The sequence below is a fragment of the Xaviernesmea oryzae genome (assembly GCF_900109605.1).
Lineage (GTDB): Bacteria > Pseudomonadota > Alphaproteobacteria > Rhizobiales > Rhizobiaceae > Xaviernesmea > Xaviernesmea oryzae.
The window spans coordinates 149,335-175,096 of the sequence record NZ_FOAM01000012.1 but is presented as its reverse complement, the minus strand read 5'-3'; the positions used below and the strand labels follow the sequence as shown (position 1 = coordinate 175,096).

22 protein-coding genes are annotated in these 25,762 nt (G+C 65.9%); 17 read left to right on the top strand and 5 right to left on the bottom strand.

What is annotated here, in order from left to right:
* Positions 1-50 precede the first annotated feature (50 nt).
* Positions 51-1,604, bottom strand: coding sequence for an indolepyruvate oxidoreductase subunit beta family protein (locus tag BMX61_RS16100; protein ID WP_075626086.1), 1,554 nt, complete (start codon positions 1,602-1,604; stop codon positions 51-53).
* A gap of 25 nt (positions 1,605-1,629) precedes the next feature.
* Positions 1,630-3,783: an indolepyruvate ferredoxin oxidoreductase subunit alpha gene (locus BMX61_RS16095; RefSeq protein ID WP_075626087.1), complete on the bottom strand. Its 2,154-nt coding sequence runs from the start codon at positions 3,781-3,783 to the stop codon at positions 1,630-1,632.
* 481 nt (positions 3,784-4,264) lie between these two features.
* Here BMX61_RS16095 and BMX61_RS16090 point away from each other — a divergent pair, with 481 nt between their 5' ends.
* From BMX61_RS16090 to BMX61_RS16065, 6 genes are all read left to right on the top strand, one after another.
* Complete coding sequence (locus BMX61_RS16090) at positions 4,265-5,800, top strand: ABC transporter substrate-binding protein (RefSeq protein WP_075626088.1); 1,536 nt, start codon at positions 4,265-4,267, stop codon at positions 5,798-5,800.
* Between the two features lie 295 nt (positions 5,801-6,095).
* Entirely contained in the window at positions 6,096-7,103 is a 1,008-nt protein-coding gene (locus BMX61_RS16085; protein ID WP_075626089.1) for an ABC transporter permease, read from the top strand.
* The gene (locus BMX61_RS16080; protein ID WP_075626090.1) at positions 7,096-7,983 is read left to right on the top strand and encodes an ABC transporter permease; all 888 of its coding nucleotides are present in this window, start codon (positions 7,096-7,098) and stop codon (positions 7,981-7,983) included. The genes BMX61_RS16085 and BMX61_RS16080 overlap by 8 nt, the downstream gene beginning before the upstream one ends.
* Positions 7,980-8,867, top strand: coding sequence for an ABC transporter ATP-binding protein (locus tag BMX61_RS16075; RefSeq protein ID WP_075626091.1), 888 nt, complete (start codon positions 7,980-7,982; stop codon positions 8,865-8,867). Before BMX61_RS16080 ends, BMX61_RS16075 begins: the two co-directional genes overlap by 4 nt.
* Positions 8,864-9,808: an ATP-binding cassette domain-containing protein gene (locus BMX61_RS16070; RefSeq protein WP_083639259.1), complete on the top strand. Its 945-nt coding sequence runs from the start codon at positions 8,864-8,866 to the stop codon at positions 9,806-9,808. Before BMX61_RS16075 ends, BMX61_RS16070 begins: the two co-directional genes overlap by 4 nt.
* Positions 9,805-10,383 (top strand): VOC family protein, encoded by a 579-nt coding sequence (locus BMX61_RS16065; RefSeq protein ID WP_075626092.1) that lies wholly within the window; start codon positions 9,805-9,807, stop codon positions 10,381-10,383. The genes BMX61_RS16070 and BMX61_RS16065 overlap by 4 nt, the downstream gene beginning before the upstream one ends.
* Positions 10,384-10,408: 25 nt before the next feature.
* Here the strand turns inward: BMX61_RS16065 and BMX61_RS16060 are convergent, their stop codons facing one another.
* Both BMX61_RS16060 and BMX61_RS16055 read right to left on the bottom strand, forming a co-directional pair.
* Complete coding sequence (locus BMX61_RS16060; protein ID WP_075626093.1) at positions 10,409-12,376, bottom strand: methyl-accepting chemotaxis protein; 1,968 nt, start codon at positions 12,374-12,376, stop codon at positions 10,409-10,411.
* A gap of 320 nt (positions 12,377-12,696) precedes the next feature.
* Entirely contained in the window at positions 12,697-13,635 is a 939-nt protein-coding gene (locus tag BMX61_RS16055) for an AraC family transcriptional regulator (protein WP_075626094.1), read from the bottom strand.
* Positions 13,636-13,875: 240 nt separating this feature from the next.
* Here BMX61_RS16055 and BMX61_RS16050 point away from each other — a divergent pair, with 240 nt between their 5' ends.
* Entirely contained in the window at positions 13,876-15,078 is a 1,203-nt protein-coding gene (locus tag BMX61_RS16050; RefSeq protein ID WP_075626095.1) for an MFS transporter, read from the top strand.
* A 149-nt stretch (positions 15,079-15,227) separates the two neighbouring features.
* Here the strand turns inward: BMX61_RS16050 and BMX61_RS16045 are convergent, their stop codons facing one another.
* Complete coding sequence (locus BMX61_RS16045) at positions 15,228-15,413, bottom strand: hypothetical protein (RefSeq protein WP_075626096.1); 186 nt, start codon at positions 15,411-15,413, stop codon at positions 15,228-15,230.
* 52 nt (positions 15,414-15,465) lie between these two features.
* Between BMX61_RS16045 and BMX61_RS24740 the strand changes: the two genes are divergently transcribed.
* From BMX61_RS24740 to BMX61_RS16000, 10 genes are all read left to right on the top strand, one after another.
* A complete protein-coding gene (locus BMX61_RS24740) occupies positions 15,466-15,642 on the top strand; it encodes a hypothetical protein (protein WP_170854958.1) in 177 nt (58 codons plus the stop codon).
* Between the two features lie 94 nt (positions 15,643-15,736).
* Positions 15,737-16,840, top strand: coding sequence for a dimethylsulfone monooxygenase SfnG (gene sfnG / locus BMX61_RS16040; RefSeq protein WP_075626097.1), 1,104 nt, complete (start codon positions 15,737-15,739; stop codon positions 16,838-16,840).
* A gap of 340 nt (positions 16,841-17,180) precedes the next feature.
* Positions 17,181-18,131: an ABC transporter ATP-binding protein gene (locus BMX61_RS16035; RefSeq protein ID WP_083639260.1), complete on the top strand. Its 951-nt coding sequence runs from the start codon at positions 17,181-17,183 to the stop codon at positions 18,129-18,131.
* 2 nt (positions 18,132-18,133) lie between these two features.
* The gene (locus BMX61_RS16030) at positions 18,134-19,030 is read left to right on the top strand and encodes a branched-chain amino acid ABC transporter permease (RefSeq protein ID WP_075626098.1); all 897 of its coding nucleotides are present in this window, start codon (positions 18,134-18,136) and stop codon (positions 19,028-19,030) included.
* Between the two features lie 59 nt (positions 19,031-19,089).
* Positions 19,090-20,091, top strand: a complete 1,002-nt coding sequence (locus tag BMX61_RS16025) for a branched-chain amino acid ABC transporter permease (protein WP_075626204.1) — start codon at positions 19,090-19,092, stop codon at positions 20,089-20,091.
* 122 nt (positions 20,092-20,213) lie between these two features.
* On the top strand, positions 20,214-21,563 hold the full coding sequence (locus BMX61_RS16020) for an ABC transporter substrate-binding protein (protein ID WP_075626099.1): 1,350 nt from the start codon (positions 20,214-20,216) through the stop codon (positions 21,561-21,563).
* Positions 21,564-21,878: 315 nt separating this feature from the next.
* On the top strand, positions 21,879-22,661 hold the full coding sequence (locus BMX61_RS16015) for an ABC transporter ATP-binding protein (RefSeq protein ID WP_407703780.1): 783 nt from the start codon (positions 21,879-21,881) through the stop codon (positions 22,659-22,661).
* A 60-nt stretch (positions 22,662-22,721) separates the two neighbouring features.
* Complete coding sequence (locus BMX61_RS16010; RefSeq protein ID WP_075626100.1) at positions 22,722-23,969, top strand: SfnB family sulfur acquisition oxidoreductase; 1,248 nt, start codon at positions 22,722-22,724, stop codon at positions 23,967-23,969.
* A 419-nt stretch (positions 23,970-24,388) separates the two neighbouring features.
* Entirely contained in the window at positions 24,389-25,018 is a 630-nt protein-coding gene (locus BMX61_RS16005; protein WP_075626206.1) for an RBBP9/YdeN family alpha/beta hydrolase, read from the top strand.
* 354 nt (positions 25,019-25,372) lie between these two features.
* Positions 25,373-25,750: a response regulator gene (locus BMX61_RS16000; protein ID WP_075626101.1), complete on the top strand. Its 378-nt coding sequence runs from the start codon at positions 25,373-25,375 to the stop codon at positions 25,748-25,750.
* Positions 25,751-25,762: the final 12 nt, after the last annotated feature.

The following is a 25,762-nucleotide window of genomic DNA, read 5'->3' as shown; positions in this document are numbered from 1 at the left end:
CCGGCCTCTTCGCCCAGCCGTGCGGAAGAGGGCCGGTCGACCCGATCCGCTTAAAGCGTCGCCACCGTCTTCAGCGCCCCATCCAGCGCCGTGCCCTGCTCGTCCAGGAGGGCGGCCTGGCGCAGGCGGCGCATCCAGGGGGCGGCATCGTCGCGGCCCTTGAGCATCGGCACGGCCGCCATCACCCGATCGAACTTCGACAGGCCGCGCGCATGCGTGTCGGAATAGCCCTTGACCAAGCGGCGATTGCCGAGCACCTCGACGGCGAGATCGTAATCCTCGGTCAGGAGCGCGCTCGCCTCGGCAAGCCAGGTCTCCCAATGGGCGGCCTCGCGCTGATGGCGCAGCGAGCCCAGCCGCCAGCGCCGGAGGCCGGAGACCAGATAGAGGCCGGAAAACCAGAAGAGCGTGCCGGTCTTGACCCGGCGGCCCTTGTTGATCAGCCGGTCGAGCCAGGCATAGAGCTTTGGCCGCGCCTCGATGAAATGGCCGAGCCGGGCGGGCAGCGTGCCGCAGACTTCCTCCATGCGCGGATGCATGTATTCGGTGGTGTAGAGGATCTGGTCGGCCTTGGCGCCCACCTCCTTGCGCACGCGCTCGAAGCGGCTCGCCCGCGTCTTCAGGTCCGCCACGCGGATCACGTCGTCATAGGCCATGGCCACAGCCAGATATTTCGCCGCCTGCAGGGTAAAGGCGAAGCCACGCGCCATGCCGCCGGCCGCCGCATCGGCCGCATGCAGCTGGCCAAGGCGTGTCAGATAGGCATCCGCATAGGCTGGATCCTGGAAATCGGTGAGCTTCTTGACCCCCGCATAGGCCATCGCCTGGACTGCGGGCGGACATTCGGCGCGGATGCGCGCGACGAGCCGGTCGAGCGCGGGATGGCCGGCCGTGGCCGGCAGCGGATCCAGCCGCTTGACCGGCGCGGCCACTGGCCGGTCATTGCTGCGCTCGGTGGCGCGGTCGAAGGCGGCGTTGAAAGCGCGCAGGCTGGCATCGATGCCCTTGCCGCCGGCCCTGATCGTCGCCTCGAAGGCCTCCTTCGAAAAGGGCAGGGCGCCGGAGGCCGCCAGCGCGCCGAACATGGCCGACGAGATGACGGAGCCGTTCTTCACCGCCAGCCGCTCCATGTCGAAGGCCACGGTCATGCGGGCGGCGAAATCGGTGGCGGTCACCACGGTTTCGGGATTGCCGATGCCGTCGCCCGGCTTTTCCTTCTCGCCGACGGCATAGGAGCGATGGGTGGAGGCGATCAGCAGCGTCTTGTCGGGCGTGACCAGGCCACGCAGCACCGAGCGCCCGGCCTCCATCAGCTCGGCGGCCAAAACGATATCGACATCGCCGGGCGTCGGCATCAGCGAGAGGATCGGCGTGGCGCCCGGCCGGGCCTTCAGCAGTTCGAGATAATAGATCGTCGCGCCGGTGCGCTGGGCAACGCCGGGCACCGAGGTCGTCTGCGCCACCCAGCCCTCGGCTTCGGCCAAGGCAACGATCCAGTCGGCCAGCACGCCGCCGCCCTGCCCGCCCATGGCGAGAATGGCGATGGACAGCGGCTTGTCGGCCGAGAGAAGACCTGTCGTCGGTTCGCTCATCATCATGTTCATGGATTCATTCCCCTCAATCGGCCCCTCAGTCGGCAAAGACGACGCGGCCGGCGGCGCGGCGCGCCTGCAGCCAGCCGATGACGCGGGCGCGGACCTTCGCCAGGAATCGGTCAAGCCCGGTGGGGTTGTGGATCACATCGGCGCGGTAGAAGGACGGGCAGAGCACGGCGGCTTCCGACACTTCACCGCAATTGCCGCAGCCGACGCAGGAATTGTCGATCGCCGCCACAGGATCGTCCTTCAGCGGATCATCCGTATGCTTGACCGAGAGCGAGGGACAGCCGGAGAGGCGGATGCAGGCGTGATCGCCGGTGCAGACATCCTCGTCCACGCCGAAGCGCTCCTTCACCATCCGCTTGCCATCCTTCACCGCCTTGGCGAAGAGCGGCTTGATCCGGCGCTGCTTGTTCAGCATGCATTCGGAAGAGGCGACGATGATCTTCGGGCCCTTTTCCTTGGTGGTCAGCGCCTCGCGCAGCGTGTCGCGCATGGCCTTGACGTCATAGGTGCGGTCGATCTGGCGCACCCAGGTGGCGCCGATGCCCTTCACCGCGTCGACGATGGAATTGTTGGTCTTGCGGCGCGGATTGAGCGCGCGCGAGGAGAGAATGTCCTGCCCGCCCGTGGCCGAGGAATAGTAGTTGTCGACCACCAGGATGACGCCATCCTGCTTGTTGAAGACGGCATTGCCGACCGAGGTGGCCAGGCCATTGTGCCAGAAGCCGCCATCGCCCATCACCGAGATCGAGCGCTTGCCGGCCTCGACATTGAAGGCCGAGGCGGAGGCCGGGCCGAGGCCATAGCCCATGGTGGTGCCGCCGATATTGAAGGGCGGCAGAATGGAAAAGAGGTGGCAGCCGATATCGGCGGAGACGTGATGTTCGCCCAGCTCCTTTTCCACCAGCTTCATCGCCGCGAAGATCGGCCGCTCGGGACAGCCGGTGCAGAAGCCGGCCGGGCGCGGCGGCACCACTTCGGACAGCGCCTTGACGCGTGGATCGGCCAGAACCGGCGTCGGATCGGGCACCGGCGGGCGGTTGCCGAGCAGCTTCGGCGCATTGGCCTCGAAGAAGGCGGCAAGCCCCCTGACCAGAACCGGCGTGGTATATTCCCCGCCCAGCGGCAGCACGTCCTTGCCCGAGAGCTTCGTCTGGATATCGCGCCGGCGCATCAGCGTATGCAGCGCCTGCTCGATATATTCGGGCGCGCCCTCTTCCACCATGATCAGCGCCGACTTGTCTCGGGCGAAATCGAGGACTTCCTCATCGATGAGGGGATAGGAGACGTTCAGCACATAGATCGGCACGCGGCTTTCGCCATAAACATCGGCCAGGCCGAGCTGCTGCAGCGCGCGCATCAGATTGTTGTAGAGACCGCCCTGGACGATGATGCCGATCTCGCCCGCGCTGGGGCCGAAGAACTCGTTGAGCCCATTGGCCCGCACGAAGTCGACGGCGGCCGGCCAGCGGCGCTCCAGCTTCTCCTTCTCATGCAGGAAGGATGCGGGCGGCAGGACGATGCGGTTCACATCCCGGCGCGGGCTTTCCAGCGCCTCCTTGAGGGTAAAGGCCGGGCGCTTGTTGTCCTTGGCGATGAACTGCCCGTGCACGTGGCAGGAGCGGATGCCGACCTGCAGCATCACAGGCGTGTTGGAGGCCTCCGACAGCTCGAAGCCCTTTTCCACCGCCTCGACGATGGCCGTGAGGTTGGGGCGCGGGGTGAGCAGCCACATCTGCGACTTCATCGCAAAGGCATGGCTGCGCTCCTGCATGATCGACGAGCCCTCGCCATAGTCCTCGCCGATGATCACGAGCGCTCCGCCGGTGACGCCGCCGGAGGAGAGGTTGGAGAGCGCGTCGGAGGCGACATTGGTGCCGGCGGTGGATTTCCAGGTGACGGCGCCGCGCGCGGGATACATCACCGAGGCCGAGAGCATGGCGGCGGCGGCGGCCTCCGAGGCCGAGGATTCGAAATGGACGCCGAGCTCGTCCATCACGTCCTTGGCGTCGGCCAGCACATCCATCAGATGCGAAATCGGCGAGCCCTGATAGCCGCCGACATAGGAGACGCCTGCCTGCAGCAATGCCTTGGTGATGGCGAGAATGCCCTCGCCGCTGAAGATCTCGCCGGCACCCAGCTTGAGGTCTTCCACCTCGCTGGCAAAAGATCGTTCGGCCATTGTCGTTCCCCTATGGCGCGTTTGTTATATGCAAAATCATATTTCTAGGTTTGAAATTTTGTCAAGCGGGATGTTGCGAAGGACATGAGCGTCGCGTCCGCCCCCTCACCCTACCCTCTCCGCGGCGGGAGAGGGAGGCCGGCACCACGAGCGGGCATGCCGTGTTGCGCAGCGAGAAGGCGGTGAGTCTCTTCTCCGCATCGATGAGATGATGTCGGCAGGCAGATGACGGGGGTCGCGGACGATGCCGAGCAGTTCACGCCTCTCCGCCCGACTATTTTTTATTCATATGCATATTAATGAGAGACGCGCCGCACCCATCTGCCTATTTGCGCGCCAATTGCGCATGCTGCATCGCGATTTCGCAATGCCATGTGAAATAGGGCTTGCAGACCGCCCGGATTTAATTTTAAGCTTCAAATAAAAGCATGAACCGGCAAAGACCGGCGATCCGTCCAAGGGAACAACGGAGCCCACTTCCATGACTGATTTGACCCGCCGCCGGGTGCTCGGACTCGGCGCATGCACCTTCGTGTCCGCCGTTCTGGCCGGGCAGATTCCGGTTCGTGCCGCCGATGGCTCGACGCTCACCATCGCGTTCAACGCCAACCTGCCCTCCTTCGACGGCACGGTCGGCCCGTCGGGTGTCAACCCGGCGATCCAGGCGATCTATCGCTCGATCTTCGACCAATATATCGGCCAGGCGCCGGACCTCTCCTTCCAGCCCGGCATTCTCACCGCCTGGGGCTGGAACGACGACAAGACCAAGGTCTGGATGGATGTGCGCCCCGGCGTGAGCTGGCATGACGGCTCGGCGCTGACGCCGGAGGATGTCGTCTGGTCGCTGGAGCGCGCCGCCAAGCCCGAAACCGGCAACCCCGTGCAGGGCGTCTGGGCCGGTATCGGCAATTTCAAGATCGACGGCCAGCGCATCACCGGCGATGTGAAGAGCTTCGACCCCACCATCTTCAAATGGATGGCCTTCCTGACCGGCTATGTGCTGCCCAAGGCCTATTATGAAAAGGTCGGCGCGGCAGGCTTCGAGAAGAAGCCGATCGGCAGCGGGCCTTATATGGTCGATGCTTACGAGGGCAATGCCTATCTCCGGCTGAAGGCGAACCCGCATTATTTCGGCGGCAAGCCAGCGTTCGAAACCGTGATCTTCAAATTCGTCACCGATCCGACGAGCCGGGTGGCCGAGATCGAATCCGGCGCGGCCGATGTGACGCTGGAAGTGCCCTATGAGGAGTTCGACCGCCTCAAGGCCAAGAGCGGGCTCGCCGGCATCTCCACGCCGATTTCCGACATCGGCATGATCTTCGTCACCAATGAAGGCCCGATGCTGGACAAGAATGTCCGCCTGGCCGCCCATCATGCGATCGACAAGGACGGGATCGTCAAGCGGCTGCTGCGCGGCTATGGCGTGCCGATCGACACGCTGGAGGCGCCGCAATATGCCGCCTTCGACCCCTCGATCAAAGTCGGCTACGATCCGAAGAAGGCCGTCGACCTGCTGGCGGCCTCCGGCTTTTCCAAGGACAAGCCGGTCAAGTTCAAGATCCAGACGACGCGCGGGCTGAAGCCCAAGGATTACGAGATGATCCAGGCGATCGTCGGCATGTGGCGCAAGGTCGGCATCGAGGCGGAGATCGAGGTCTACGAGATCGCCAAGCATTACGAGCTGCGCGCCGCCCACAAGCTGGCGCCCGCCGCCTTCTACAATTGGGGCAATGCCATCGGCGATCCCACCACCTCCACCGGCTTTGCCATGTTTTCCAAGACGCCGCACTCGGCCTGGAAGACCGAGGACCTCGACGCCAAGATCGGCCCGCTCTGGGGCGAGAAGGACGAGGAAAAGCGCATTGCCGGCTGGAAGGCGGTCGACAAATACATTGCCGAGGAGGGCTATGTGATCCCGCTCCTGCAATATGTGCAGCCGATCCTCTACAAGTCCACGCTGAAGGTGACGCCCAACGTCTCCAGCGCGCTGCAGCCGACGCTGATCACCGGCGCCTGAAGCGCGGCGGGGCTTTCGGCAAAGCGTCCCTGCCGGCGGCAAGGCATGGCACGCCCTCTCCTCCCGTCATCCTCGGGCTCGTCCCGAGGATCTGCCGCCGGCGGATCGGGGCATGTGCCCCGAGCGATCCTCGGCGGATGATCGACACAAGCCCGCGCATGACCGTCGCCGGCGCTACGGCCAAGGAGAGCCGCGCAGACACCGCACAAAACCCGCAAGCCCGCCAAGGCGGACCTGCAACCTCTTTTCCTTGAGGCGGCCCTTGCCGGCCGCGCGCCCAGAGAAAGGCCCTGGCATGGCTGTCTCTCCCCTGATCACGCGCCTTGGCCTTGCGCTCGTCACGCTGTTCGGCGTCGCCGTCATCGTCTTCTGTCTCTTGCGCGTGGTACCCGGCGATCCCGTTGCCATGATGATTTCGCCCAGCGCCACGCCGGCCGATATCGCGGCGCTGAAGGCGCGCTATGGGCTGGATCTCGGCCTCGGCGCGCAATTCATGCTCTGGCTCGGCGCGGTCGCGAGAGGCGACTTCGGCACCTCGATCTCGCTCAGGCGCGATGTGCTGGAGCTGATCGGCGAGCGCCTGCCGGCGACGCTGGAGCTGGCCTTTGCCGCGCTCGTCTTCGGCATTCTGGCCGGCGGCATGCTCGCCATTTTCGGCACGCTCTGCCGGCGCACCCCGCTCGAACCCGTGCTCGACTTCCTCAACGGCCTGTTCCTGGCCGTGCCGGATTTCGTCTGGGCGCTGGCACTGGTGCTGCTCTTCGGCGTGTTCCTCCCCGTCCTGCCGATCTCGGGCCGGCTCGACCCGTCCGTGCCGGTCGCTTTCGCCACGCCCTTCTATCTCCTGGAAAGCCTGGCGCGGCTGAATTTGGCAGCCGTAGGCGATCTCCTCGCCCATATGGCCATGCCAGTGCTGGCGCTCGGCCTGCCGCTGGCCGCCATCATCGTGCGCACGCTGAAGGAGGCGCTGATCGAGGCGATGCTGCAGGATTATGTGCTGCTCGCCCGCCTCAAGGGCATGTCGCCGCTGCGGCTCGTCGTACAGGAAGCGCTGCGCAATGCCGTGGGCCCGACGCTGACGCTGACCGGCGTGCAGTTCACCTTCATGATCGGCGGCACCGTGATCGTCGAGCGAATCTTCGCCTATCCCGGCCTCGGCAATATGGCGATCGACGCGGTGATCAACCGCGACCTACCGCTGATCCAGGGCATCGTTTTGACCTTCGGTGCGCTGTTCATCGCCATCAACATCGCAACCGACCTGATTGCCGCTCTTCTCAACCCGAGGCAGGCCCATGGCTGATCTCTCCCTTCCCCTCGCCGTGCCACGCCACCGGGGCAAGACGCTGCGCGTGCTTCTGACTGAGCCACGCGTGGTGCTCGCCGGCGGCTTTCTCGCCCTTCTCCTCCTGGTCGCGCTCTTTGCCCCCGCGCTTGCGCCCAAGGACCCGCTGGAGCAGGACCTGATGCTGGGCACGCTGCCGCCGGCCTGGCTTGAGGGCGCGGAACCCGGCTTTCTGCTCGGCACCGACGATCTCGGCCGCGACGTGCTCTCGCGCGCGCTCTACGGCACGCGCATCGCGCTCACCGTCGCCGTGACCGCCGCCGGGCTTTCGGCGCTCATCGGCACCGCGCTTGGCCTTGCCGCCGGCTGGTATGGCGGCTGGGCGGACCGGATCATCTCCCGCATGGTCGATATCTGGATGGCCTTTCCGCCTGTGCTTCTTTCGGTGCTACTGGTGGCCGTGCTCGGCTCCGGCCTGCATTCGGTGATCGCCGCCATCGTCATCATCGACTGGACGCGCTTTTGCCGGGTGATCCGGGCCGAGACGATCAACCAGGCCGGGCTGGACTATGTCACCGCCGCCCGCGCCATCGGCTTTTCGCGCCGGCAGATCCTGTTCAAGGAAATCCTGCCCAATGTCGCGCCTGTCCTGGCGGCGCTGATCAGCCTGGAAATGGGCATTGCCGTGATCGTCGAGGCGATCCTGTCCTTCGTCGGCCTGTCTCTCTCCTCCGACACCCCAACCTGGGGCGGCATGATTGCGCAGGGGCGGCAGATGATCCACCAGGGCTGGTGGGTACTGGTCGTACCGCTTCTCGCGCTCTTCGCCACCGTGCTTGCCTTCAACCAGCTGGGCAATGGCCTGCGCGTGGCGCTCGATCCGGTGATGCGCCGATGAGCCAGCCGCTCCTGTCCATCGAGGCGCTCAGCGCCATTTCCACCCGCGACGGCGGCCAGCCGGTGCTGCGCGATGTCGATCTGACGTTGAAGCGCGGCGAGGTGCGCGGGCTGGTCGGCGAATCCGGCGCCGGCAAATCCACCGTCGCCAAGGCCGTGCTCGGCATCCTGCCATCGACCGTCAAGCTCACCGGCGGCTGGGTTCGCTTCGAGGGGCAGGACCTGATGCAGATGAAGCGCGCGGCCTTTTCCGCCCTGCTCGGCCGCGACATCACGCTCATCCCGCAGGATCCGCAGACGGCGCTGAACCCAGCGCGCAGCATCGAGGCGCAGCTGACCGACGGGCTGCGCCTGAAGCTCGGCCTGTCACGCACGGCTGCCCGCGCCCGGGCGCTGGAACTGATGGACGAGGTGCAGATCCGCGATCCCGCCCGCGTGCTCGCCGCCTATCCGCACCAGCTGTCCGGCGGCATGCGCCAGCGCATCCTGATTGCTGCCGCCTTCGCGCCGGAGCCGAAGCTTGTCGTGGCCGACGAGCCGACCACGGCGCTCGATGTCACCGTGCAAAAGGAAATCCTGCGCCTGATCCGCCGTATGCAGGAAGCCCATGGCACGGCGGTGATCTTCGTCACGCACGATCTCGGCGTGGTCGCCAAGATCTGCGACAGTGTCACGCTGCTTTACGCCGGCAAGGTGATCGAGGACGGGCCGACGGCGCGTCTGCTCAACGCGCTCCGCCATGCCTATACCCGCGCGCTGCTCTCGGCCGGCCCGCGCTATGACCGGCCGGATGCCGGGCTGGAGCCGGTGCCCGAAGCGGTGTTTGCCCAGTTGCGCGCCGAAATCGGCCTATCCCAGAGCAACAGCGAAGGACCCCGCTCATGAACGCCGGCAGCCTGATCGAGGTCGAAGGCCTCGAGGTCATCTATGGCGGGGGCAAGGGCCTGTTCGGCCGACAGAAGCCCGGCAACCGCGTGCTCAAGGGCGTGGATCTGACGATCGGCCGGGGCGAGATGGTCGGCATCGTCGGCGAAAGCGGCTCGGGCAAGACGACGCTCGGGCGCGCGCTTCTCGGCCTCGTCCCGGCGACCGCCGGGCAGATCCGCTTCGACGGACGCGCGATGTCGGGCTTGAGCAAAGGCGAGATGCGGCCCCTGCGCCGGCGCATGCAGATGATCTTCCAGGACCCGATGGCCTCGCTCAACCCGCGCCATTCGATCCGCCGGATCTTGAGCGCACCGCTCTTTCTCCATGGACTGGCACGCAGTGAGGCGGAGGCAGAGACGCAGCTGGCCGCCATGCTCGCCCGCGTCTCGCTGCCGCCCGTTGTGCTGGATCGCAGCCCGCACGAGCTGTCGGGCGGCCAGCGCCAGCGCGTCGGCATCGCCCGCGCCGCGCTGCTGCGCCCCGATTTCGTTCTGGCCGACGAGATCGTCTCGGGGCTCGACGTCTCCACCCAGGCGCAGGTGCTGAACCTGTTGAAGGGTCTCAGCCGCGACATGGGCCTCGCCATGGCCTTCATCAGCCACGATCTCTCGGTGATCCGCGCGGTCTGCGACCGGGTCTATGTGCTGCGCTATGGCGAGATCGTCGAGGCCGGACCCTGCGCCCGCGTCTTCGACAATCCGCAATCCGACTATACTCGCCTGCTGATCGACGCGATTCCGCTGCCGGAGATCGACCCCGACTGGCTGGGCCGCACCCCTCCCACGGCTGCCGACGGCACGCATCGGGCAGCACCAGGGGCCGGCGGCGGCGGGTCCGTGCTTCCATCCGGCTTTGGTCGAGCGGCCGCGATCACACCCCTGCAGGAGAAACGCGCATGAGCGATGCCTTGAACCCGGCTGCCGAAACCGCGCACGCGACCTCGCCCGCCGGCAGCCTGCCGGGCCGTATCGGCCTCGATCATGTCGGCCTCACCGTGCCGGATCTCGATGAAGCCGCCGCCTTCTTCGCCGGCGTGCTCGGCTGCGCCGAGGTCCTGCGCTTCGGCCCGATCGGCGATCCCGAGGGCGATTTCATGGTCCAGGCGCTCGGCGTCCATCCGCGCACGCGCATCGAGCGCGTGGCGATGATCCGCACCGGCCATGGCTCCAATCTCGAACTCTTCGAATATTCCGCCCCGGACCAGGCGCATTATAGACCTGTGAACAGCGACATCGGCGCCTTTCACCTGGCCTTCTATGTCCGCGACATCCAGGCGGCCAAGGCCTTTCTCGATGCGCAGGGGGTCGCAACGCGGCTCGGCCCCATTCCGATCGAGGACGGGCCGATTGCCGGCCAGTCGATCCTCTATTTCCAGGCGCCTTGGGGCCTGCAGCTGGAGCTGATCAGCTATCCCCAGGGCATGGCCTATGAGGCCGGCGCGCAGGTGCTGCTCTGGGACCCGCGCGCAGCGTGAGCTCCCTTCCAGCCAAGGCGACCGATCAGAATTCCTGCCACGCGTCCTTGCTGGTTTCGAGCGCGGCATTGCCGGAAAAGGCGGAGGCGATCTTACGGCCGAGCGCGTGCACGGGCGAGGCAGCGGGCTTGCGCGGCGCCTCGGCCGGGCGGTAGGCGGCGGGCGCCGGCCTCGCGACGGATGCGACGCTGCCAATGTGGGCGCTGGAGCCTCCGGACAGTTTGAAGGCGGCGATCAACTGGTTCAGCGAGGCGGCCTCCTCGGCCATCTTATGGCTGGCGGCGGTGGTTTCCTCCACCATGGCGGCGTTTTTCTGCGTGTCCTGGTCCAGCTGGTTGACCGCCATGTTGATCTGCTGCAGCCCGGAGGATTGTTCCTGCGCGGACTCGACGATGGCGGCCACGTGCCGGTTGATCTCCTGCACCTCGTCGACGATCACATGCAGCGCCTGCCCGGTATCGCCGACAAGCTTCACACCCTGGGCCACCTGGGTGTTGGAGGTGTTGATCAGCGCCTTGATCTCCTTGGCAGCCTTGGCCGAGCGCTGGGCGAGCTCGCGCACCTCCTGGGCGACAACCGCAAAGCCCTTGCCGGCCTCGCCGGCGCGCGCGGCCTCAACCCCGGCATTCAGCGCCAGAAGATTGGTCTGGAAGGCGATTTCGTCGATCACGCCGATGATCGAGGAGATCTCGTTGGCGGACTGGGCGATCTGCTCCATCGCGCGGGTCGCCTCGCGCACCACCTCGCCCGACTGCTCAGCGCCGGCCTTGGCCCGGCTGACGAGTTCGCCTGCCTCGCGGGCCCGGCGCGATGCGTCGCGCACCGTCGTGGTGATCTGTTCGAGGGCCGCGGCGGTTTCCTCGACGGCGGCGGCCTGCTGCTCGGTGCGCCGAGCCAGATCGTCGGCGGCGCCGCGGATTTCGTTGGCGCCACTGTCGATGCCGCGTGCATTCTCCGCCACGGTCCGCAGTGCGGCCTGCAGCGTTTCGGCCGAGCGGTTGAAATCATGGCGAACGCCGTCGAGCGTGCCGATAAAGGCCGCATCGATGCGATAGGCGACATCGCCCTGGGCGAGTTTCGCGAGGGCAGCGGCCAGATTGTCCACCGCGAACTGGATGTCGGCGGCCTCGCGCATCTTCTGCGCCTCGCGCTCGGCGCGCTCCTCGTCCGACAGTGTGCGCTGGCGGGCGCTCTCGCGCTCCAGGCGGGTCTGGTCGATGGCGTTCTGGCGGAAGACCTCCACCGCCTGCGCCATGGCGCCGATCTCGTCGCCGCGCGTCAGCCCGTCGACCGCAGCCTCCGAATTGCCCGATGCCAGCGCCGCCATGCGCAGGCGCAGCCGGTCGAGCGGGCCGGTGATGCCTTTGCTGGCCACGAAGAGAGACAGGCTGACGCCGAGCACGATGGCCAGCAGGCCGCCGAGCATCATGGTCAAGCTGGCGCTGTGCGTGCCATCGGCAATGTCATGGGTCTGCGCCTCGACCCGGGTGCCGGCAAGATCGACGAGGTCGGTCAGCTTCTTGTTCAGCTCGACGATGGCCGCGTCGACCTCGATATTGTAAGCCTGCGCCTTGTCGTTTTCATCGGCCAGGCCCAGCTTGATCGACGTGTCGATCTTGCTTTTGACCGACGTCATGCCGCGCTTGATCTCCTCGATGGTCTGCGTGTTCTCCGGCGTCAGCTGGCTGGCGATGTCGAGTTTCGCCAAAGCCTCGGCAAAGGAGCTTTCGACGATCGCCGCAGCATCCCGCGCCTCTTGCGACGCGCCTGCGTAAGCCGTCGTGCGGTAGAGCGCATAGCCCATGCGGTTGAGATTTCGGTTCGCCCGGGCAAGCGCCACCCGCGCTTCCGAATCCGTCTGCAGAAGCTCCTGATAGCTGGCATCGGACACACCGAGGACATGGGCGGCATAGATGGCGGTCGCGATCGCCACCAGGCCCATCATGACGACGAGCGCGACAATCTTGACGCTGATCTTGATCGAGGAAAGCATGGCCGGTCCTTCATCAAAGGGTTATGCTCTGAAGACGCCGCTGCATCGCCGATTAATGTGCATATAGTCTTACGCAATCGACCTCACGGCTCCAGCGGAGCCGCTCAAGGCACGAAGGCGTGCAGACGAGCACGAAAAGACGGCGCCCGAGATTCTGGCAGCGTTAACTCCAGGTTGTTTATGACAAAAACACGCTTATATTAAGAATAAGATAAATTTCACGTATCCAAATTTTGACCGCAAGACCAAACCTACGCCCACGGACGCATGCGTTTTCTCGAACGCCGAAGCCGATGCCTGGGAGGTCGGGCCTGCCACTGTCAGGCGGGGACCACTTCCGCGGCCTGCCGCCCGGCGCGCAGATGGCTGGGCGGCATGCCGATGATCTTGCGGAAGGCGCGGCTGAAGGAGGCCTCGGACTCGTAGCCGAGCCGATTGGCGACCGAGGCGACGCGCTGGCCGTCGCGCAGCCATTGATGCGCCTGGTGCATGCGCATGCGGGCAATGTAGCGCGCCGGCGTTTCGCCGACGACGTCGACGAAGCGCTGGGCGAAGCCGGAGCGTGAGGCGCCCATCAGCCGTGCCAGTTCCGGCACGCTCCAGTCGCGCTCCGGCTCCAGATGAATGGCCGCCAGCACGCGGCCGATCTCGGGATTGCGCACCGCCGCCAGCCAGCCGGTGGCTGCGCCGCAGCCATGCTCCACCCAGGCGCGGATGATCGTGGCGGTCAGCACATCGGCGAGCCGGGCGAGAATGCCGCCGGAGCCGACGCGCTGCATCTCCACCTCGCGCATCATCGCCGCCAGAAGAGCCGGGATCGCCGGCTCGCTGCCGGCAAGATCGCTCGTGAGCATCAGCGGCGGCATCAGTTGCAAGAGCGGGTGGCGCGGGTCGACATTGAAGCGCATGACGGCGAAGAACAGAAGGTTGCGCGCGTCGGCGCAGGCGCATTGCAGATCGACGATGCCATCGCAGACCTGCCGCTTGCGCAGATCGCCGACCGCCACGGGGGTGACATCAGGGGCGCTGGCCAGCACATGGGCATCCCCCCGGGGCAGGAGCACAGCATCGCCGGCGGCAAGCTCCAACCACTCGCCCTGCGGCGTCTTCAGCCAGGCGGCACCGCCGGCCAGAAAGTGAAACTGCGCCTGCGCCTGCGGCGGATAGGCCGTGGCCCAGGGCGCGGAAGGCTGGCAGCGGCCATATTCCACCCCATCCAGCCGCAGCCCGCGCAGGATCTCGCTCAAGGCATCATCCATGACATCCCTCCCAACCGGCCGCGCCGGCCTGTCCCCATCACCGGCTTCATCGACGGATCGGCGCATGCGGCTCCGGCTCGGTGCGTGCCGGATGCTCGCATCCCGCAGCGCAGAGGCGCCATGCGTTGCGCGTGAGGCGCAGTGCGATTTGGCGTTTCTGCATTGCTTTATGGATATCCTAGCATAGAAACGCCGGAAGAACAGGCATAGCGTCCGCTCAGATTATTTCAGGAGTCGGAAATGAACAATCCTGTCTCACTCTACCCGGAACACCATCCGGACGCAGAGCGGCCCGCTTACTGGGGCGCCGTGTTCTCGCTGGCGCTCGGCGTCTTCGGTCTTGTCACGGCGGAATTCCTGCCGGCGAGCCTGCTGACCCCCATGTCCGCCGATCTCGGTGTCAGCCTTGCGGCCGCCGGCCAGTCGGTGACGATGACGGCGGTGATCGGCGGCATTGCCGGACCGGCCGTGGTCGTCGGCACGGGCCGGCTCGACCGGCGCATCGTGCTGCTCTGGCTCACCGGGCTGCTTGTCGCCTCCAGCCTGATCGCGGGCTTTGCCCAAAGCCTTCCCGTGCTGCTTCTTGCCCGGGTGCTGCTCGGCATCGGGCTCGGCGGCTTCTGGGCCATGTCGCTGTCGCTGGCCATGCGGCTGGCGCCCGAGCGGCTGATGCCACGCGCCATGGCGATCATCATGTCCGGCGTGTCGCTCGCCACGGTCTGCGCCGCGCCGCTTGGCGCCTGGATCGGCGCAACGCTTGGCTGGCGCTGGGCCTTTCTCCTGGCGGCGGCCATCGGCGGCGTCGCCTTCCTCGCCCAAGCCGTCACCGTTCCCGCTCTGCCATCGACGGGCGCCACCAGCCTTGCCACCATTGCCCGCGTGATCCGGCGTCCGGCCATCCGGCTGGGGCTCGCCACCATCCTGCTGGCCGTCACCGCCCATTTTTCTGGCTTCACCTATATCCGCCCCTATCTGGAGCAGGTGCCGCATTACGATGTCGAGGCGATCGCCGGTGCACTCCTGGTGTTCGGCATTGCGGGCTTTCTCGGCAATCTCGTCGGCGGCTTTCTGGCCGAGCGCAGTGCGCGGCTGGCCATGAGCCTGGCGGCGCTGGTGATCTCGGCCTCGGTGCTGGCGCTGGGTCTGGTCGGCGCATGGCCCGGCGTGACGATGGCGGCGCTGGCCACCTGGGGCCTGGCCTTCGGGGCCTTTCCGGTCAGTGTTCAGGCCTATATCAGCCGCAATGCCGGCGACGAGGCCGAAGGCGCGGGCGCGGCAGTGCTGGTGGCGTTCCAGATCGCCATTTCCTCCGGCGCGGTACTGGGCGGCATGATCATCAATGGGCAGGGACCGGCCGGCGTCTATCTCTTCGCCGCGCTCGCAGCGCTTCTCGCCGCCTCGCTGACCTTGATCGCCCGCACGGCCAGAAGCCGCACGGCCTGACGGCATGCGTGAGGGCGAAACGGCGCACGCGCCTCGAAGGCACAGGCGCATATCGCGCCTGTGCCGAACACGCCGTGAAGGCCCGATGAGGCATCTCCCCATGCCGTCTGCGGGCCTCTATCCGTTTGCAGCATGGCGGACGACCGCGCTCACCCCATGCGCAAGACACGCTCGGACAGCTCGCGCTCGACCTCGTTCAGCCGCTGCAGATGGCAGAGGACATTGCGAAATGTCTCCATGAAGCTGGCGGTGTTGGTGAATTCCTGCCGTGTATAGGCGTCGATGATCTCCAGGAGATCGTCGCGGTCCCGCTCCAGCTTGTCGATGTTCAGCATGCAATTGCCCCCGTCGTAATGCCCTTAAACGCCGGGGTCGAACATATGTTCCATGTCTAATGATTTTTATTTTCATATGACGATGAGCTTGGTGGCCGCACCTGACGCGGGCCGGCCGGCCCTGCCAGGGGCTGCGCTCGAAGGCGCGGCCGCTGCAGGTAAGCGATTTCTTTATTTCCAACAGCGCCATTTCGGCGGAGGAGAATTTTCTCTGCGGCAGCGCAAATGAGCATCGCTTTGTTCGAAAAAGCACAAAGTCTGTAGATGATATAGATTATGCCTTGGCCGCATGCGGCTATCCATGTTTCAACAGGGAGACGACGATGACCGAGACCACGCAGGACGCGCTGAAATTCGCCTATTGGGTGCCGAACGTATCCGGCGGCCTCGTCATCTCCAACATCGAGCAGCGCACCGACTGGACGATCGACTATAACCGCAAACTGGCGCAGATTGCAGAGGCAAACGGCTTCGACTATGCGCTGAGCCAGATCCGGTTCACCGCCGGCTATGGCGCGGAGTTCCAGCACGAGTCCGTCTCCTTCAGCCATGCGCTCCTGGAATCGACCAGCAAGCTCAAGGTGATCGCCGCCCTGCTGCCGGGGCCCTGGAACCCGGCGCTCGCCGCCAAGCAGATCGCCACCATCAATCATCTGACGAACGGGCGCATCGCCGTCAACATCGTATCGGGTTGGTTCCGGGGCGAGTTCCAGGCCATCGGCGAGCCCTGGCTCGATCACGACGAGCGCTACCGCCGCTCGGAAGAGTTCATCCGGGCGCTGCGCGGCATCTGGACCGAGGACAGCTTCACCTTCCGGGGCGATTTCTACCGCTTCTCCAACTATTCCCTGAAGCCGAAGCCGATCGATCCGCAGCCGGAAATCTTCCAGGGCGGCTCGTCGCGGGCGGCGCGCGACATGGCGGCGCGTGTCTCCGACTGGTATTTCACCAATGGCAATACGCCCGAAGAGATCGCCAAACAGGTCAACGATATCCGCGCCAAGGCGCGCGAAAACGGCCATTCGGTCAAGATCGGCGTCAATGCCTTCGCCATCGTCCGCGAGACGGAGGAAGAAGCCCGCGCGGTTCTGGCCGAGATCATCGACAAGGCCAATCCGGAGGCCGTCAATGCCTTCGGCCATGAGGTGAAGAATGCCGGCAAGGCCTCGCCCGAGGGCGAAGGCAATTGGGCGAAATCGAGCTTCGAGGATCTCGTTCAGTATAATGACGGCTTCCGCTCCAACCTGATCGGCACGCCGCGCCAGGTGGCCGAGCGGGTGGTGGCGCTGAAGCGCGCCGGCGCCGACCTGATCCTGCTCGGCTTCCTGCATTTCCAGGAGGAGGTCGCCTATTTCGGCGAGCATGTCATTCCGCTGGTGCGTGCGCTGGAACAGGCCGAGGCCGAAACCCCGATCGCCGCCGAATAGGCCGTCTGTCGCCTCCGGTCTTCACAGGGCCGCTGAAGGCCTCCCGGCATCCAAATGGGGAGACGGCGCTCGCCTCCTCCCTGCGCAGCCGGGAAGAATGTCTCAGCCGCCCGACCCGATTGAAGACGACCGCTTGTGGCACTGGCCTCCTCTCCCCTCGGGGAGAGGGCAGGGTGAGGGGACCTTGGCCCCCGGAAAATGACATCCTTCGAAACCCGACCGTGCCGGCGTTTCTCATCCAACGCGATCCCGCAAGCGGGATCGCGACGGGCTCCTTATGGCTTGAATGCAGGGCGGAGCCCTCTTTGCCGCCTTCCCTTGATCAAGGTGATCCGCCGCCATGTTTCCAACCGTCCATGCCTTTGCCGGCTTCCCCCATCACAGCCTGGCCGCCGAGCTTCTGGAGCTGGAAGCCGAGAGCCTGCGCGCGCCTGGCAGTCTCAGGGACCGTCTTCTGCGAGCAGAGGATGGGCGGACAAAGTCGGTGGAGCCGGCGGCACACGCCCCCGCGCTCGAACTGGTGAATATCGGTCTCTCCTTCGGCGGCGTCGTCGCGCTTGACGGCGTCGATCTTAAGGTTGCGCCGGGCGAGATCCGGGCGATCATCGGCCCGAACGGCGCCGGCAAAAGCTCGCTGATCAACGTGCTCTGCGGCGTCTATCGCCCCCAGCGCGGCCATGTTGCGATTGGCGGGCAGGTGCATCGGCCGGTGCCGACGCAGAAGCTGGCGGCGCTCGGCATTGCCCGCACCTTCCAGAACCTGGCCTTGTTCAAGGGCTTGAGCGCGCTGGACAATATCACCGCCGGCCGCAGCTACTCGACCCGTTCCTCCTTCCTCGCCCAGATCGCCGGCCTGCCGCAGGCCCGGCGCGAGCGCGCGGCGGCGCTGGAGCGCGCGCAAGAGCTGATCGCCTTCTTCCATCTCGATGCCTATGCCGACCGCCCGGCCGGCACGCTGCCCTATGGTGTGCAGAAGCGCGTGGAGCTGGCGCGCGCGCTGGCCGCCGGGCCGCGCATTCTGCTCTTGGACGAGCCGATGGCCGGCATGACCGCCACCGAGAAGAATGAGCTCGCCTCCTTCGTGCGCGCCGCGCACCGGCGCTTCGGCCTCACCGTCGTTCTGATCGAGCACGATATCGGCGTGGTCATGGAGCTGTCGGACCGCATCGCCGTGCTCGATTACGGCCGCAAGATCGCCGATGGCACCCCAAGCGAGATCGCCGCCGACCAGAAGGTGATCGACGCCTATCTCGGCGTGGCGCCCGAAAACCAGGATGGCGAGGGGATCTGACCATGGCGGATTTCGACTGGTCGTTCTTCACCGAGGTGCTCGTCGGCGGGCTCTTGTCCGGCGTCATGTATTCGCTCGTCGCCATCGGCTTCGTGCTGATCTACAAGACCTCGGGCGTCTTGAACTTCGCCCAAGGGGCGCTCTTGCTCTTCGCAGCCCTCACCTTCGTCAGCCTGGTGGAGCGGGGCCTGCCCTTTGCGCTGGCCTTTCTCGTCACCTTCGCGGCGATGGTGCTGATCGGCGTGGCCATCGAGCGCACGGTGCTGAGGCCGCTCACCAACAAGCCGCCGATCACCCTGTTCATGGCGACCCTCGGCCTCTCCTATATCATCGAGGGCGCGGCCCAGCTTCTCTGGGGCACGCAGGTGCATGGGCTCGATCTCGGCATCGAGGATCTGCCCTTTGATGTCGCCGGCGTCTTCGTCAGCCAGTTCGATCTCTTCGCCGCCGCCACCGCCGCGCTGATGGTGGCGCTGCTGTCCGCCTTCTTCCGCTATAGCCGCATCGGGCTCGGCTTCCGCGCTGTCGCCGACGATCCCTTCGCAGCGCTGGCCATCGGCCTGCGCCTGCCCTTTATCTGGGCCAGCGTCTGGGCGGCGGCAGGCCTGGTGGCGCTGGTCGCCGGCCTGCTCTGGGGCGCGCGGCTCGGCGTGCAGTTCTCGCTGTCGCTGGTGGTGCTGAAAGCACTGCCGGTGCTGGTGCTCGGCGGCTTCGATTCGATCCTCGGCGCCATTGTCGGCGGCCTCCTGATCGGCGCATCGGAGAAGCTCGCCGAAGTCTATCTCGGCGATCTCGTCGGCGGCGGCATCGAGGGATGGTTCGCCTATGTCGTGGCGCTTGCCTTCCTGCTCATTCGTCCCGCCGGCCTCTTCGGCCAGAAGCTCGTGGAAAGGGTGTGACCGTGGCCGCCTCCGAAACAACTGCTTCCCTCTTGCCCGCAAGCCCGCTTGCGCCTGCTGTGATCAAGGCCGCGCCGCTCGCCCTTCTGCTGGTGGTCGCCTATGGTGTCATTCCCTTTATCGGCGACAGCTACCTGTTCGAGGCCATCCTGCTGCCCTTCCTGGCGCTCAGCCTTGCCGGCGTCGGGCTCAATCTCCTGACCGGCTATGCCGGCCAGGTCTCGCTCGGCTCGGCCGCCTTCATGGCCGTCGGCGCCTTCGCCGCTTATAATTTCCATCTGCGGGTCGAAGGCCTGCCGCTTGCCGTCGCCATTCTGCTCGGCGGGGTCTCGGCGGCCGCCATCGGCCTGATCTTCGGCCTGCCGAGCCTCAGGCTGCGCGGCTTCTATCTCGCCGTCTCCACGCTCGCCGCGCAATTCTTCGTGCAATGGGTGCTGACCAAATTCAGCTGGTTTTCCAACCAATCGGCCTCCGGCGTCATCGACGCGCCGCCGCTGACCCTGTTCGGCCTCACTTTCGAAGGCGGCGCCGGGCGCTATCTCTTCGCGCTTGTCGTCGTCACGGTGCTGACCTTCCTCGCCGCCCGGCTCGTGCAATCGGAAACCGGGCGCAATTTCATCGCCGTGCGCGACAATGAAACGGCGGCGCGTATCATCGGCATTCCCGTGCTGCGCACCAAGCTTTTGGCCTTCGCGCTCTCCTCCTTCATCATCGGGGTGGCCGGCGCGCTCTGGGCCTTTGCCTATCTGCGCACTGTGGAGCCGGCCGGCTTCAATCTCGACCGCTCCTTCCAGATCCTGTTCATCGTCATCATCGGCGGGCTCGCCTCGCTGCGCGGTGCCTTTTTCGGCGCGGCGCTGATCGTGGTCTTCCCGCTCATCCTCTCGCGGCTGGGATCACTGTTGCTCGGCGATGTCTTCGATTCCGGCGTGCTCGACATGACCCAGCGCATCGTGCTGGGCGCGCTGATCATCCTCTTCCTGATCCTGGAGCCGGATGGGCTCGTCGCCCTCTGGGACAGGCTCAGGCGACGCCTGCAGCCGGGTTCGCGTCCCGCATGAGGCTTTAGGCGCTCGCGCACCCCCGAAACAGGACGCGGCAGCCCGCGAAGGCCGCTTCGTCACCCCACCCTGAAATCACCCGGCTGGCCGCCCGCCCGCCGAACCATGGAGCATGACCTGACATGACCTTGCATACCCGCCTGAAAACGGCCGCGCTCGCCGCCGGCATTGCGCTTGCCGCCCTCTCGCTGCCCGCCTTCACCCGTCAGGCGCTGGCCGACGAGCAGCATTTTCCACTCCAGAGCTACCGCGTCGGCCCCTATGCCGCCGGCGGCACCGGCTTTTTCGGCGGCTTCATCGATTATCTCAACCTGATCAACACTCGCGACGGCGGGGTGAACGGCGTCAAGCTCACCTGGTCGGAGGCCGAAACGCAGTACGAGGTCGAGCGTGGCGTCGAGGCCTATGAGCGGCTGAAGAGCCACCAGGGCATCGCCGCCTGGAACCCGCTGTCCGTCGGCATCGCCTATGCGATGATCGACCGGATCACCGCCGACAAGGTGCCGCTGATCACCATCAATCACGGCCGCACCGATTCCACCGATGGCCGCGTCTTCCCTTACGTTTTCCCGCTGCTGCTCAACCCCTACAGCGAGACCTCCGGCATCGTGAACTACATCGCCTCCAAGGAAGGTGGGCTGGAGAAGCTGAAGGGCAAGAAGATCGTCGTGCTCTATCACGGCTCGCCCTATGGCAAGGAAACCATCCCGATCTATGAGCTGCTGGCGCAGAAATACGGGTTTACGCTGCAGCAAATCGAGGTGCCGCATCCCGGCAACGAGCAGCAGAGCCAATGGCTGACCATCCGCCGCGCCAAGCCCGACTATGTGGTGCTGCGCGGCTGGGGCGTGATGAACCCGGTGGCGCTGAAGACGGCGGCCAAGACCGGCTTCCCGGTCGATCACATCATCGGCAATGTCTGGTCGAATTCGGAGGAGGACGTGATCCCCGCCGGCGAGGCCGCCAAGGGCTATACCGCGATCACCACCCAGGCCTCCGGCGCCGACTATCCCGTGGTCAAGGAGATCGTCAAGACGCTCTACGACCAGGGCAAGGGCAATCTGGAAGACAAGAAGCGCATCGGCTCGGTCTACCACAATCTCGGCATCGTCAATGGCATCCTCAATGTCGAGGCGATCCGCATCGCCCAGGCAAAGTTCGGTAAGCGCACGCTGACCGGCGACGAGGTGCGCTGGGGCTTCGAGCACCTGCAGCTCGACCCAGCCCGCGTCGAGGCGCTGGGCGCCAAGGACCTGTTCCACTCGATCAACGTCACTTGGGACAATCACGAGGGCAATGGCTACGTCACCTTCCAGCAATGGGACGGCACGAAGTGGAAGGTCGTTTCCGACTGGATCGCCCCGGACTGGGCGCTGCTGCGCCCGATCATCGAGAAATCGTCCGAGGCCTATGCCGCCGAAAAGGGCATCAAGCTGCGCACCGCGGCGGATGCGGAAGGCGTGACCAACTGAGGTTGTGCGTGCGGGGCGGGGGCGGGATGGCCGTTCGGCATAAGAGCGGCCGCTGCGGCAATCCCCCTCCCCCTACCCTCTCCCCGAGGGGAGAGGAGGCTTGTGCCCCAAACATCGGCCTAAGCCGGCGTCGAACGACCGCCGCGTCGTCTCTTCTCCCCAACGGGGAGAAGATGCCGGCAGGCAGATGAGGGGAGTCTCAGGCACGTGAAATTGCCCGTTCCAACAGCACGCTCCGACAGGGCAGCCTCCCATGGCGCGGGAGGCTGCAGACAATCCAGCAACCGAGCCAAGCAACCGCGAAACGAGAACATCATGGGTGACATCATCCTGTCCGTCGAGGGGCTGAAGGCCCGCTATGCCAATGCCATCACCGCGCTGGAGGACGTTTCCTTCACGCTCTCGCGCGGCGAGATCCTGGCCGTGCTGGGGGCCAATGGCGCTGGCAAGAGCACGGTGCTGAAGGCGATTTCCAACCTGCTGCCGGCTGTGCGCGGGCAGGTCACGGCGGGCTCCGTGCTCTATCAGGGTGAGAGCACGCTGACGCGCAGCCCTGCCGCCCTGCTGCGCGCGGGCCTGGTGCAGGTGCTGGAGGGCCGCCACTGTTTCAAGACGCTGAGCGTGGAGGACAATCTGCTGACTGGCGGGCTGGGGCGCGGCGCCAGCCGGGCCGAGATCGCCGCCGATCTCGATCGGGTCTATGCCTGGTTTCCCAAGCTCGCGGCCCGCCGACGCGCGATCTCCGGCCTCACCTCCGGCGGCGAACAGCAAATGACGGCGATCGGCCGGGCGCTGATGGCGCGGCCGAAGCTTCTGGTGCTGGACGAGCCCTCCATGGGCCTGGCGCCCCTGGTGGTGCAGGATATTTTCCGCGCGCTGAAACGGCTCAACAGCGAGGATGGCCTGTCCATCCTGGTGGCCGAGCAGAATTCGGCGATCGCGCTCACTTATGCCGACCGGGCGGTGATCCTGGAGCATGGTGCAAGCGTGCTCTCGGGCGATGCCGGCGCGCTCAAGGCCCGGGACGATATCCGCGCTTTCTATCTCGGCCAGAAGCCGGCCGCCGCGCCGGCCGTCTCAGCACCCCTTCCCGCCTGATCCCGACCATTCATCGAACGGGCCAACCATCGACGCCAACCATCGACAAGGAGTGATCCCATGACGCTTTCCCAGCTGAAGACGCGCGATACCGACCGCGGCGTGCCCGCCGTGCCCCGCCCGTCGGAGCCGGCCCATATCATCAAGGATGATGCCGAGGCGATCGCGGTCGCCAAGAAGCTGGCGGCGGACTTCGCTCCCGGCGCCGCCATCCGTGACCGCGAGCGCATCTGGCCGGTGCGCGAGCTCGACCAGTTTTCCCAGAGCGGTCTCTGGTCGATCAATGTCCCCAAACGCTTCGGCGGACCGGAGGTCTCCTATGCAACGCTGGCCAAGGTGATCGAGATCATTTCGGCCGCCGACAGCTCCATCGGCCAGATCGCCCAGAACCACCTGGGCGTGGTTGCCGCCATCCGCACCGTCTCGGACGAGGCGCAGCAGCGGCTGCTGTTCGGCGAGGTGCGCCGGGGCACCCGCTTCGGCAATGCTTTCTCCGAATTCGGCTCGAAGCGGGCGGTGGATTTCGAAACGCGCTTCACCGATCATGGCGACCACGTCGTCGTCAACGGCCAGAAATTCTACTCGTCCGGCGCGCTTCTCGCCCATCTCGTGCCGATTGTTGCGCTGGATGATCAGGGCCGTGCCTGGTATGCGATCGCCGAGCGCGACGCCGAGGGCCTCACCGTCATCGACGACTGGTCCTCCTTCGGCCAGCGCACGACGCTGTCGGGAACGGTCATCCTCAAGGATGTGAAGGTGCCGAAAACCCATCTCGTACCCGGCTACAAGGGCTATGAGGTGCCGACGGCCGATGGCGCCATCTTCCAGATCATCCAGGTGGCCATCGATACCGGCATTGCCCAGGCCGCCATCGACGAGACCATTGCCTTCGTGCGCACGAAGAGCCGCGCCTGGGTGGACAGCGGGCTGGAACATGCCTGGCAGGACCCTTACACGATCCAGGCCGTAGGCGACCTCACCCTGCGGCTGCATGCCGCCCAGGCGCTTCTGGAAAAGGCCGGCTATGCCATCGACCGCGCCATCGCCACGCCCAATGCCGACACCGTGGCCGAGGCGCAGATCGTCACGGCCGAGGCCAAGGTCCTCTCCACCGAGATCGCCATTGCCGCCACCAACAAGCTGTTCGAGCTGGCCGGCACCCGCTCGACGCTGGCCGAACATCAGCTCGACCGCCACTGGCGCAATGCCCGCACCCACACCCTCCACGACCCCGTGCGCTGGAAATATGCCATCCTCGGCAATTATTTCCTCAACGGCGAAAAGCCGCCGCTGCATGCCTGGAGCTGAAGGTGCGCGCCCTGCGCGTCACGCGCGGGGCGTCTCGAGCCGGTTCATATGACTGCACATGACGCGGAGTTTTTGCGGACTGGCCACCTCCTGTGCATGCGGGCAACCGACCGGGTACGAGCCGCGACATCGTTGCGTCTCGTCCTTATGATCCCGACCGCCGGTACGATGCCCGAGACAGCCTCGCTGTGTCTCAGTCCGGCGGATGGCTGAGCGCGTTACGTCGCAGGCCGCCCTACATGCCCTCAAGCCCACGCCTTGCTCCTCACCCAGGCCTCAAGGGCGCGCAATGATCGCAAGGGCTCACATGAGAGCAAAATAATCTACGGATTTTCCTCGTCTTAAGCGCTTCTTCCTTACCGGCGCGCCGGGCGGCAGGCATCATGGCCGGGCATCTGGCGCTGAAGGAGGCTCTGGAAATGTCGTCAACTCTGCCTTGTCAAAACACCCTGATCCTTCCCGGCCTGTTCGGCTCGCCGGAGGCGCATTGGCAGCGCCATTGGGCGCGCGACAGGGCCGATAGCCGCGTGGTCGAGCAGGCGGATTGGGACCATCCGCATCTTGCCGCCTGGCTGGCGCGGCTGGAAGAGGCCATTGCCGCGCAGCCATGCGATGTCTGGCTGGTGGCGCACAGTCTCGGCTGCGTGCTGGCCGCGAAGCTCGCCGAACGGCCCTTGAGGGCGCGCGTGCGCGGCGCTCTGCTCGTCGCCCCCTGCGATCTCGAAACCGCCGAGGCCCTGCACCCGGATACCATCCTCTTCGGCGCCATGCCGCGCCAGCCCCTGCCCTTCCCCACCCTCGTCGTCGGCAGCCTCGACGATCCCTATATGCCGCTCGACCGCCTGCGCCGTACCGCGCAGGCATGGGATGCCGGGCTCCAGACCCTCGGGCGGGCCGGCCATATCAACATTGCCAGCGGCTATGGCCGCTGGACGGCGGGCTATGGCCTGCTGGATCGGCTGAAAGCGGCCATCGAACCCGGCGATCCCGCCCGTGCTGCCGCAGCGCCCGTGCGCGCCGCTCTGGCAGACCTGCCCAATCCGGCCTGAACAGGCTCCGCCCGGCCACGCGTCGCCGGCCCCTCGCTCTCCCGCATTTCGCTTCTCAAACGCAGTTTCGCCCCTCCCCTGCCTGCCGCGCCAAAGGTGCATGATGCGCTTGTCGGGGCATGCATGCGCGCCGGCACGGCCGTTCGGCGGACGAAATTGCCCCGGACGCAGGATTCTATCCTGGGTGCAAAAACCCGACGGCCACTCTCGCTCCGGTGTGAAAATCTTAAATCACTGCAGGCTGAAATGATCCCGTGCGGAGGGATGACCGCGAGCCTTTGAGGAAGGAAGTCGGGCCTGCCAGCTTCCCGCGGCGCTCGGCACCATGGATTTTTCGTGCAGGCAAGGGAAACGATGATGAAACCGATCTTATTAGTGGATGATTCCGCGACCATGCTGGCAAGTCTGACGAGCATCCTGGGAAAGGCCGGCCTGGCTTTCGTAACGGCGCCGGACGGCCAGAGCGCCATTGACAAGGTGATGGGCGGGCTCGCACCCGCGCTCGTCATCACCGACTATCACATGCCGGGCATGCATGGCGTCGATCTCATCGCCAAGCTGCGCCGCCTGCCGGCCACGCGCTTCACGCCGATGCTGGTTCTGACCACGGACTCTCAGCAGGACAAACGTAGCGCCGCCAAGGCCGCAGGCGCCACCGGATGGCTGGTCAAGCCGGTCGAGCCGCCCGCGCTGCTCCAGGTCGTTCGCCAGCTCGTTTCACAGGCTGCCTGAGGCTGGTCCACA